Annotated in this window: 8 protein-coding genes and 2 pseudogenes; all 10 read left to right on the top strand. The window is 62.8% G+C overall.

The genetic code is table 11. The features are described 5' to 3' along the window. Positions 1 to 175 (top strand): annotated as a pseudogene (locus AC5W54_RS22185) (IS1595 family transposase); the annotation flags it as partial. Between the two features lie 35 nt (positions 176 to 210). Next, positions 211 to 1197 (top strand): Rpn family recombination-promoting nuclease/putative transposase, encoded by a 987-nt coding sequence (locus AC5W54_RS22180; RefSeq protein ID WP_495964272.1) that lies wholly within the window; start codon positions 211 to 213, stop codon positions 1195 to 1197. Positions 1198 to 1765: 568 nt separating this feature from the next. After that, on the top strand, positions 1766 to 2047 hold the full coding sequence (locus AC5W54_RS22175; protein ID WP_495964271.1) for a type II toxin-antitoxin system RelE/ParE family toxin: 282 nt from the start codon (positions 1766 to 1768) through the stop codon (positions 2045 to 2047). Positions 2048 to 2058: 11 nt separating this feature from the next. Continuing rightward, entirely contained in the window at positions 2059 to 2346 is a 288-nt protein-coding gene (locus tag AC5W54_RS22170; protein ID WP_495964270.1) for a HigA family addiction module antitoxin, read from the top strand. Positions 2347 to 2772: 426 nt separating this feature from the next. Further along, complete coding sequence (locus AC5W54_RS22165; RefSeq protein WP_495964269.1) at positions 2773 to 4116, top strand: UDP-glucose dehydrogenase family protein; 1344 nt, start codon at positions 2773 to 2775, stop codon at positions 4114 to 4116. A 570-nt stretch (positions 4117 to 4686) separates the two neighbouring features. Then, positions 4687 to 5680 (top strand): annotated as a pseudogene (locus tag AC5W54_RS22160) (CBS domain-containing protein). 33 nt (positions 5681 to 5713) lie between these two features. After that, positions 5714 to 6298: a YqhA family protein gene (locus AC5W54_RS22155; protein WP_495964268.1), complete on the top strand. Its 585-nt coding sequence runs from the start codon at positions 5714 to 5716 to the stop codon at positions 6296 to 6298. A 713-nt stretch (positions 6299 to 7011) separates the two neighbouring features. Then, positions 7012 to 8493 (top strand): Fic family protein, encoded by a 1482-nt coding sequence (locus AC5W54_RS22150; RefSeq protein ID WP_495964267.1) that lies wholly within the window; start codon positions 7012 to 7014, stop codon positions 8491 to 8493. 285 nt (positions 8494 to 8778) lie between these two features. Then, entirely contained in the window at positions 8779 to 9069 is a 291-nt protein-coding gene (locus AC5W54_RS22145; RefSeq protein ID WP_495964266.1) for a CopG family ribbon-helix-helix protein, read from the top strand. Next, positions 9066 to 9353, top strand: coding sequence for a type II toxin-antitoxin system RelE/ParE family toxin (locus tag AC5W54_RS22140; protein ID WP_495964265.1), 288 nt, complete (start codon positions 9066 to 9068; stop codon positions 9351 to 9353). Before AC5W54_RS22145 ends, AC5W54_RS22140 begins: the two co-directional genes overlap by 4 nt. The last annotated feature ends 179 nt before the right edge of the window (positions 9354 to 9532 follow it).

Here is a 9532-nt window from a genome sequence, read left to right as displayed (position 1 = left end):
CGTCAACAGTTATATCAGCCGATTAAAAGGCTGGATGGGGCGCTTTCATGGGGTGGGGACAGCGTATTTACCGAATTACCTGGCATGGCGGCGACTGTTTGAAACCGCCAAGCCAGCCGAGGAGGCGTGGCTTCGTGCGGCGATCGGCGGTAATCAACAACAGATACCAACATAGCCATGTATGTATAGTACTTGATAAGCAGAACCCACATGGCCAGCAACCACCACGACACCGGCTACAAGGAGCTGTTCAGCTACCCGGAGTTCGTTCAGCAGCTGATCGAGGGCTTTGCGCCTGCCAAGATCGCCGAGCTGATGGACTTCTCGTCGCTGACGAACCATAGCGGCAACTACATCACCCCACTGTTCGAGGAGAAGTTCGAGGACGTGGTGTGGTCGGTGAAGATCACCTGGAACGGCATCACCCAGCGGGTCTTCCTGTATATCCTGCTGGAGTTCCAGTCGGCGGTGGACGGCACCATGCCGATCCGACTGATGCACTATGTGGCGTGCTTCTACGATCACCTGCTCAAGACCCGGGTCACCACCCCGGGCAAAGGGCTTCCGCCGGTGCTACCCATCGTGCTCTACAACGGCTCGGAGCGCTGGACCGCCCGGCAGGACGTGTACGACATGGTGCAGCCGGAACCGCCGAGCTTCCTGCGGATCTACCAGCCGCACCTGCGCTATTACCTGATCGACGAGGGACGTTATACTGACGATGAGCTTGCCGAGCGGCAAACGCCCTTGAGTGGGATCTTCAGTATCGAGAATGCCGCCTCGAGCTGGGAAGCACTGCAGCAAGCCGTCGATCGGATCGTGGCGATTATCCAGGCGGACCCTCTCAAGGCGCGGATTGACCCAGTCATCACCCGCTGGCTGAAGCGTCACCTGAAGCGACTCGGGGCCGGCGTCAACCTGGAGCGGCTGGATAGCTTGGTGGAGGATAGAGACATGCTGGCAGAGAACCTGGAGAACCTGGTGAAGAAGGAGCGTCTGGAAGGCCGCGAGGAAGGCCGCGAGGAAGGCCGCGAGGAAGGCCGCGAGGAGGGCCGCGAGGAAGGCCGCCTCGAGGCGAAGCAGGCGACGGCCCGCAACCTGATCATGCTGGGGGTGCTCACCGACGAGCAGATCGCCGAGGCGACTGGGCTGACGACCGCGGACGTCCAGGCCCTGCGCGCCGAAGACAAGCACTGATTCCACGGCGGATCATGGCTTGATCTGAAGGGGCCAATGGAGGCGGCCAACTTCACTCACGGTTAGCTCCAAGGGAGTACCCGACCAGCAGCACTGCGTCACCTGCAGCGGTGAGCAACACCCGATCCCTTTCCCCATCGCCGCGGCCTTGCCCGCGGCGATGGCGGTTCTGGGGGATGGGAATGGCCGGATTCAGGTGGCGAGGGTGAGGTCTTTGATGCCAGTGTCGTTCACAGTCGAGTTACATGGAGGATAGAGACATGCTGGCAGAAAATCTGGAGAACCTCGTCTCGCCCCTCCAGGGTTCATAGTCTAACAGCCGCTGAGGCTCCAACGAGCTTGACAGTGGGGCCAGGTTGCCAGCGACTTCGGGGCGTGTGCGGTGCCACGGTGGTAGCCGCCGATGTGGCGGATCACCGCCTAGCGCCGCTATCGCCCCGCGGAGCGTGGCCCCAGGGGAAGGTTTTCCGTCTGGTGGGTACAGCGGGGTTTTTCATACCCGGGCATAACGTCTTGCAGCATATAACGCCTTGCGTTATATTTGCCACATGCGGACCCGGGGTGCGACATGATCAAGTCCTTCAAGGACAAGCAGGCCGAAACCATTGCCCGGGGCAAGATAGCGCGAAAGCTGCCACACGACATGCAGCGCAGCGCCTTGAAGAAGCTGCGCCAGCTCGATGCCGCCGCGACCCTCGATGATCTGCGCATATCGCCTGGCAACCGGCTCGAGGCCCTCCAGGGCGACCGCAGCGGGCAGCACAGTATTCGCATCAACGACCAGTGGCGCCTGTGCTTTCGCTTCGAAGACGGTAATGCCCACGATGTCGAGATCGTCGACTACCCCTAATCGGAGGCGATATGACCGACCAACTGCCCAACATCCATCCCGGTGAGATCCTGCTTGAGGATTTCATTGAGCCCCTGGGGCTTACCAAGAATGCCTTGGCCAATGCGATCGGCGTGCCGGCCACGCGGATCGGTGAAATCACCCGCGGCGCGCGGGCCATCACGGCGGATACCGACATTCGTCTGTCGCGGTTCCTCGGTACCAGCGAGGGCTACTGGCTGCGCCTGCAGAATGCCTACGATCTCGAGCGGGCGCGGCGCAGCGGGCGCTACGACGGCATTCGCCCCCGCGCTGCGTGACTCCAATGGGGTGGAAGATTCCCCGCCAGGAGCTTGGTCTGCCGAGCGATTGGTGCCGCAGGCGCCTCGGCGGATCTCGCTGGGGTCGGGGTAACCGGCGTCACCTGGAGCGGTGAGCAACACCCGATCCCTTTCCCATCGCCGCGACCTTGCCCGCGGCGATGGCGGTTCTGGGGGATGGGAATGGCCGGATTCAGGTGGCGAGGGTGAGGTCTTTGATGCCGGCGTCGTTCACAGTCGAGTTACATTTTAAGTGATTCGCGGCGCAATCGCCCCGCGGAGCGTGGCTCCCACAGGGTCAGCCTATCGCCCGCGGAGCGTGGCTCTTACGGGGGCGGTTCCGCTGGAAGGCGCGGCGCTATCGCCCGGCGGAGCGGGGCTTCTACAATAGGGGCAGGAACCAGTAGCGATTGCAGGAGCAGGGACATGAGAATTACCGTTTTCGGCACGGGGTATGTGGGCCTGGTGACGGGGGCCTGCCTGGCCGACGTGGGCCATGAGGTGCTGTGCATGGACGTGGATGAGGCCCGGATCAACCGGCTGGAGGCCGGCGAGATTCCCATCTTCGAGCCGGGGCTCGAGCAGCTGGTGAAGGCCAATGTGGAGGCCGAGCGGTTGCAGTTCACCACCGACCCCACCGACGCCGTGGCCTTCGGCACCCTGCAGTTCATCGCTGTGGGCACCCCGCCGGACGAGGACGGCAGCGCCGACCTGCGCCATGTGCTGGCGGTGGCCAACACCATCGGCGAGCAGATGTACGACTACAAGGTGGTCGTCAACAAGTCGACGGTGCCGGTGGGCACCGCCGACCGGGTAGGCGAGGCCATCGCCCGGCGGCTGGAGGCGCGGGGCGTGGAGGTGGGCTTCGATGTGTGCTCCAACCCCGAGTTCCTCAAGGAGGGCTCGGCGATCGACGACTTTGCCCACGGCCCGCGGATCGTGGTGGGCACCGATGCCGAGAAGGTGCGGGAGCTGATGCGCGAGTGCTACGCGCCCTATATCCGCCTGCAGGAGAAGCTGATGTTCATGGACGTGCGGGCGGCGGAGCTCACCAAGTACGCCGCCAACGCCATGCTCGCTACCAAGATCAGCTTCATGAACGAGATCGCCAACCTGGCCGAGCGGCTGGGGGCCGACGTGGAACAGGTGCGCCGCGGCATCGGCTCTGATCCGCGCATCGGCTACCAGTTCATCTACCCGGGCTGCGGCTATGGCGGTTCCTGCTTTCCCAAGGACCTGCGGGCGCTGGCCCACACCGCCGAGCAGCTGGATTACTCGGCCGAGCTGCTCAACGCCGTGGAGGCGGTGAATCAGCGCCAGAAGCAGGCCATGTTCGCCAAGCTGCGCCAGGCCTTCGGCGGCAAGCTCGAGGGCAAGGTGATCGCGCTGTGGGGCCTGGCCTTCAAGCCCAATACCGACGACATGCGCGATGCCCCCAGCCGCGACCTGATGGAGGCGCTGTGGGCGGCCGGCGCCCGGGTGCAGGCCTACGACCCGGAGGCCATGAAGGAGTGCCGCCGGCTCTACGGCGAGCGCGACGATCTGGTGCTGGTGGCCGACCGCATCCAGGCGGTGAAGGGCGCCGATGCCCTGGCGGTCTGCACCGAGTGGAAGGAGTTCCGCACGGTCGACTTCGCCTGGCTCAAGCAGCAGCTGGCACTGCCGGTGGTGGTCGACGGGCGCAACCTCTACGAGCCAGCCCTGATGCAGCAGGCCGGCCTGCTGTACTACGCCGTGGGGCGGGGGGATTCGTTGACGGCCAGGGAGTGAGGATAACCGCCCAGCGTCGCTTCGCGCCGCCATCGCCCCGCAAGCGTGGCTCCCACAGGGTGGTAGTATTGCCTGCCGGTGGGGGCTTCTATCAGAACGCGCAGTTGCTTGCCCTGTGGGAGCTTGGCTCCGCCGAGCGATTGGCGCCGCAGGCGCGGCGGTGGCCACCCGAGTGGATCATGCCTGCCCTGTGGGAGCGCAGATTTTCTGCGCGATTGGCGCCGCAGGCGCCTCGGTAGCCGGCATCGCGTTGGAGCATGCCCTGAACGCCAACCTGGTGCACACTGAAGGATGTGCTGGAATGGCTGCCGATCCAGAGGCCAGCCAGCTGCACGAACTACTGCCTCAGAACTGGCAGAAAACTGCGGGATCATCGGCAGGCGGCGTTCGGCGGACGTATATTCCACGGTGATGCTGATGGTGTGGTAGCCATCCGCTGTGCCAATGTGCTCCGCCGGCAGTTTCGGCCTGGTGGATAATGCGTGGCCCGAGAAGGCGCATTGCAGGTCGATATTGACAGTACCTCGGCAATTCCGTATACAGCCGGAACAGCCCTTTCAGCGAGCCCTCATGATTCTCCTTGCAGCGATCGTCGTTGCGTCACTTGCCGTATCGTTCTTGTGTTCTGTACTTGAAGCAGCGCTGCTCTCGCTCACGCCGAGCTATATTGCCCAGCTCAAGGAGGACCGCCCTACCACCCATTCGGCGCTGGCGGCACTTAAAGCCAATATTGACCGGCCACTGGCCGCTATTCTGAAGTGGTCCAATTGGAGCGGACACCCCGATAAGCCTCATAATGGAGGCAATGGAGGTGTTCATGACCAAGAAGACTCGACGTCGATTTTCCGATGAATTCAAGGCGGATGCGGTGAGCCTGGTGATCGATCAGGGGTATTCCGTATCCGAGGCCGCCAGGCGCCTGGGGGTAGAGCGCAGCGTGCTGGATCGCTGGTGCCGCAAGCACCGTCAGCAGGTTTCCGGCACCCCGGGGCGGCAGGAGGATGATCGAGACGCCGAGATCAAGGCGTTGTCTCGAATCGGGCTAGAGGAGCAGGTGCTCGACTCGGACGAGTCTCGCACCATCATCAACATTCTCAACCTGCATGAGATAGCGGTGAAGGATGCCATGACGCCACGCACGGTGTGCGAAACGGTGCCTCCGAAGATGACAGTCGCTGAGTTTGATGCTCGTTATGGCAAGGCACCTTATACACGCCTGCCGGTGATGGATCAGAGCGAACAAGCATTCGGATATGTACACCGCTCCGACATGTACCATGCTGAAGATACACAAACCATGAGTGAACTGAAGCGGCCAATAGTCAGTATTACCGATACCACTAGCATCGAGCAGGTTTTTACCGATATGCTGCGTGATCATCACCACCTGCGGGTGGTGCATGACGAACACGGCACCTGGGTGGGGCTGATCACGCTGGAAGATATCATTGAAACCATCCTGGGCCAGGATATCGTCGATGAAACCGATAGCGTGCACAATTTGCGTCAGTATGCCAAACAGCGCTGGTTGAAGCGTTTGAAGCACCATTCATCACCACGCTGAGATAGCGCTTCCATAACCTGAGATACCGACCTCATGCCGATAGATCCTACTTCGCAAAATGATGCTCGCCCGGCGCCAACGAGCGGCTCATCGCCCAGCCCGCAGGGCCGCATCGAAAGACTGCTGGAGCGCTTTCTATGGAATTCACGGTTTCTGGTGATGATGGCGGTAGTGCCAAGCCTTCTCGGCGCGGTAGTGCTCTTCACCATCGGCACCATCGATATTATCAAGGTGTTGTTCGATACCGTGGCTTATTACCTACTCGGTAGCGTGGACGATATTCACGATAACGTGGTGCCAAGCATCATCATGGCCATCGATATCTACCTGATTGCCATCGTGCTGTTGATCTTCGGCCTCGGGGTTTACCGGCTGTTTGTCTCCCCCATCGAGCAAGCCGAAGATCACGCTCTGCACCACCCGTTCAACGTGCAGTCCTTCGACCAGCTCAAGGACAAGATCGCGCGGGTGGTCATCCTGGCAGTGATCATTGAGTTCTTCCGCGCCGTTGTCGACATCCGTTTCCAGACCCCGCTGGATGCCATCTATCTGGCGCTCTCGGCACTCGCTCTTGCCGCCGCGTTATATTTGATGAGCCTTGCGCAACGCAAGGAGTAGTCGGCGGGTAGCACAAATCCAGCATGACCGATAACTGTGCTTGCCGGTTAGCCTTGTGGCTCCAGTCTCGGGGTAAGATGGCCTGCCTTGTGGGAGCTCCGGTCAGGACGAGGAGATGCCTGCCTGGTGGGAGCTTGGCTCCGCCGAGCGATGGGCGCCGCAGGCGCCCCGGCGGATGTCGCTGCGGCTGCGGGTAACCGCCCAGCGCCGCTTCGCGCCGCCATCGCCCCGCAGAGCGTGGCTCCCACAGGGTGGTAGTATTGCCTGCCGGTGGGGGCTTCTATCAGAACGCGCAGTTGCTTGCCTTGTGGGAGCTTGGCTCCGCCGAGCGATTGGCGCCGCAGGCGCCCCGGCGGATGTCGCTGCGGCTGCGGGTAACCGCCCAGCGCCGCTTCGCGCCGCCATCGCCCCGCAGAGCGTGGCTCCCACAGGGGGGAGTTTCCTTGCCGGTGGGGGCTTCTATCAGGACGCGCAGTTGCTTGCCTGGTGGGAGCTTGGCTCCGCCGAGCGATTGGCGCCGCAGGCGCCCCGGCGGATGTCGCTGCGGCTGCGGGTAACCGCCCAGCGCCGCATAGCGTGGCTCCCATAGCAACGTCCGGGAGCCCGTCGTCTTTCCAGGGCTGGATGAAGTGATTAAAAAATCGCCATTCCATTGCGTTGTGAAGATTTTCTTGGTGAAGTGAACGAAATCCCTGAGTGTCAGCGGGTGCTTGATGAAATTGCTGGGCTATGCCTACCTGCGGGAGCAACTGCGGCTGGGCGTATGCGAACCGGTCCGGCCTGCCGTGGTGCGCCCGGTTACACGGATCATGGCGCTGGAGGATAGCCTGGCCGTGCCGGCTGAGCGTGCGCCGGATGACGACCTGCTGGCCCATTTTCTGTTTGCCTTGAAGCACGAGGGCATCGACCTGGCCATCCTGGCCGAGGCCTTGCCGCATCTCCCGGCGGCGGCCCTGATCCAGGCCCTGCAGGGGGCCCCCAATGGTATCTACCTGCGCAAGCTCGCCTTCCTCTACGAGGCCTTCGTGGCGCCGCTGGACCATGCACCAGGCGTTCGCGGACGTGCCGTGCCGCTGTTCGATCCGGCGCATTATGTGACAGGTCCCGCTGTGCGCAACAGCCGTTGGCGGGTAGATTTCAATGGCCTGGGGACCTTGCGATACTGTGCCGTGGTGCGTCGCACGCAGGAGATCCAACGACTGCTCGACGAGGATATCCTGGCCCAGGCCCGGGCCTTCATGGCGACCTTGCCTACTGGCATGCTGGATCGCGCCATCCAGTGGGCCTATCTGAGCGAAACCCAGTCGTCCTTCGCCATCGAGCGCGAGTCGCCATCGCCGGACAAGCAGCAGCGCTTCATGCAACTGCTGCGCCAGGCCCATGAGGGAACGCCTCTGGATGAAGGGTATCTGGTCGAACTGCAGAACAGCACGGTCAACAACCCCTTCGACAAGGCAGCCGCATTCCGGCACGAGCAGAATTATCTGCATAACGGCCTGCCCGGTGCTCTGGGCGTCAGCTACCTGCCGCCCCCACCCGGGCTCTGCGAGGCGTTGATGGGCGAGCTGATGGCGTGGGGCAATCGGCTGCCGGAAGACGTGCCGGCGCTGGTGACCGCGTCGGTCGTCGCTTTCGGCTTCGTGTTCCTGCATCCCTTCATGGATGGCAACGGGCGGATCTCGCGATTCCTGATCCACCACACCCTGTGTCGAGCGGGAGAGCTGCAGCAGGGCGAGCTGCTGCCGATTTCCGTCGCCATGAAGCGTCACAAGGCAGATTACCTGGCGGCGCTGGAAGCTTTCTCCAAAGCGGCGCGCGATCACTGGCGGGTCGACTGGATCGATGCCGACCATCATGATTTCCGCTTCACTGGCAGTGAGGCCATCTACCGTTACTGGGATGCCACGCCTGCCGTGGCCTTCACCCTGCGGATGGCCAAGGTGGCGCTGGAAGAGGACCTCAAAGCGGAAGCACGCTATCTGGCCTGCTTCGATCGCGTCTACCGTACGATCGATGAGCGCTTCGATATCCGCGGAAGCGACCTGGCCCGGCTGGTAATGATGTGCCTGAGCAACGAGGGGCGGCTGTCCCGGAATCGTCGTCGCCAGTTTCGGTATCAGGTGCCTGAGGAGGTGCTCGATGCCATCGAGCGAGAAGCGTTCCAGGCGCTCGAGGCCGACCCAGCCAGCCACTGAGCCCATAGGTAGGGTTTTGCCGGGTAGACATGATGGATTGACGCCGCAGGCGCCCCGGCGGACATCGTTGAGGTTGCGGATAACCGCCCAGCGCCGCTTCGCGCCGCCATCGCCCTGCGAGCGTGGCTCACACAGGGGGGAGTTTCCTTTCCGGTGGGAGCTCCTGCGAGGTAGGCAAGGGAGCGCCGGGGGCTTGATCCATACCTGGATGAATCCTTGACGCTTTCGGAGTGGAGATCCATGTGCTACGTTGTAATTACGACGTAACACATGAGGGGCAGACCCTTGAGCGAAACCACCTTCACCTTTCGTGTCGATGACGCGCTGAAAGCGGAATTTTCCCAAGCGGCCAAGGCCAAGGATAGGACCGGGGCGCAGCTCCTGCGCGACTTCATGCGCGATTTCGTGCGCGAGCAGCAGGAAGCGGCCGCCCACGATGCGTGGTTTTGCCGTGAGGTTCAGGCCGGTATCGACGCGGCCAATGCCGGTGATGTGATCTCGGCAGATGAGGTCGAAGCCGAAGCGGCTGCGTGGCGCGCTGAAACGCAACGGAAGCTGACCGGCTCTGCGTCGTGACGCTGGTTTGGACACGCCTGGCACGCCTCGACCGGAAGGAAATCCGCGAATACATCGCACAAGATAACCCCGCCGCCGCGCTGGCTCTCGATGCGCTGGTATCGGAGAAAGCCCGGCGGCTGGCCGATCATCCCAACCTCGGCCGTCCCGGTCGTGTCACGGGTACGCAAGAGCTGGTCGTGCACCGCAATTACCTACTGGTCTATGACGTGTCTGGTGATACCGTGCGGGTTCTGCGTGTCCTTCACGCAGCACGCCAGTGGCCACTTCCTCCAAAGCTTTAGGGCTTCCGGCCGCCCATAAGATGGCGGTGGCCGCCAACCTCGCCGATGACCGCCCAGCGCCGCTTCGCGCCGCATCGCCCCGCGGAGCGTGGCTCCCAGTGCGCCCGTGAAGGCGTGCACACAGTGCGGTGAGAGTCCGCACCGGGGTAAGCCATGACCCCGTAGCCGAAGGTAACTGC

It is taken from the genome of Halomonas sp. LMYGS-3, assembly GCF_059509875.1.
The sequence above is the reverse complement of the archived record's forward strand: the minus strand, read 5'-3'. Positions and strand labels throughout refer to the sequence as shown.

Coding starts and splice junctions, on each gene's coding strand:
- AC5W54_RS22175 (WP_495964271.1), top strand. CDS start 1,766: ATGATCAAGTCCTTCAAGGACAAGCAGGCCGAAACCATTGCCCGGGGC.
- AC5W54_RS22165 (WP_495964269.1), top strand. CDS start 2,773: ATGAGAATTACCGTTTTCGGCACGGGGTATGTGGGCCTGGTGACGGGG.
- AC5W54_RS22170 (WP_495964270.1), top strand. CDS start 2,059: ATGACCGACCAACTGCCCAACATCCATCCCGGTGAGATCCTGCTTGAG.
- AC5W54_RS22155 (WP_495964268.1), top strand. CDS start 5,714: ATGCCGATAGATCCTACTTCGCAAAATGATGCTCGCCCGGCGCCAACG.
- AC5W54_RS22180 (WP_495964272.1), top strand. CDS start 211: ATGGCCAGCAACCACCACGACACCGGCTACAAGGAGCTGTTCAGCTAC.
- AC5W54_RS22150 (WP_495964267.1), top strand. CDS start 7,012: ATGAAATTGCTGGGCTATGCCTACCTGCGGGAGCAACTGCGGCTGGGC.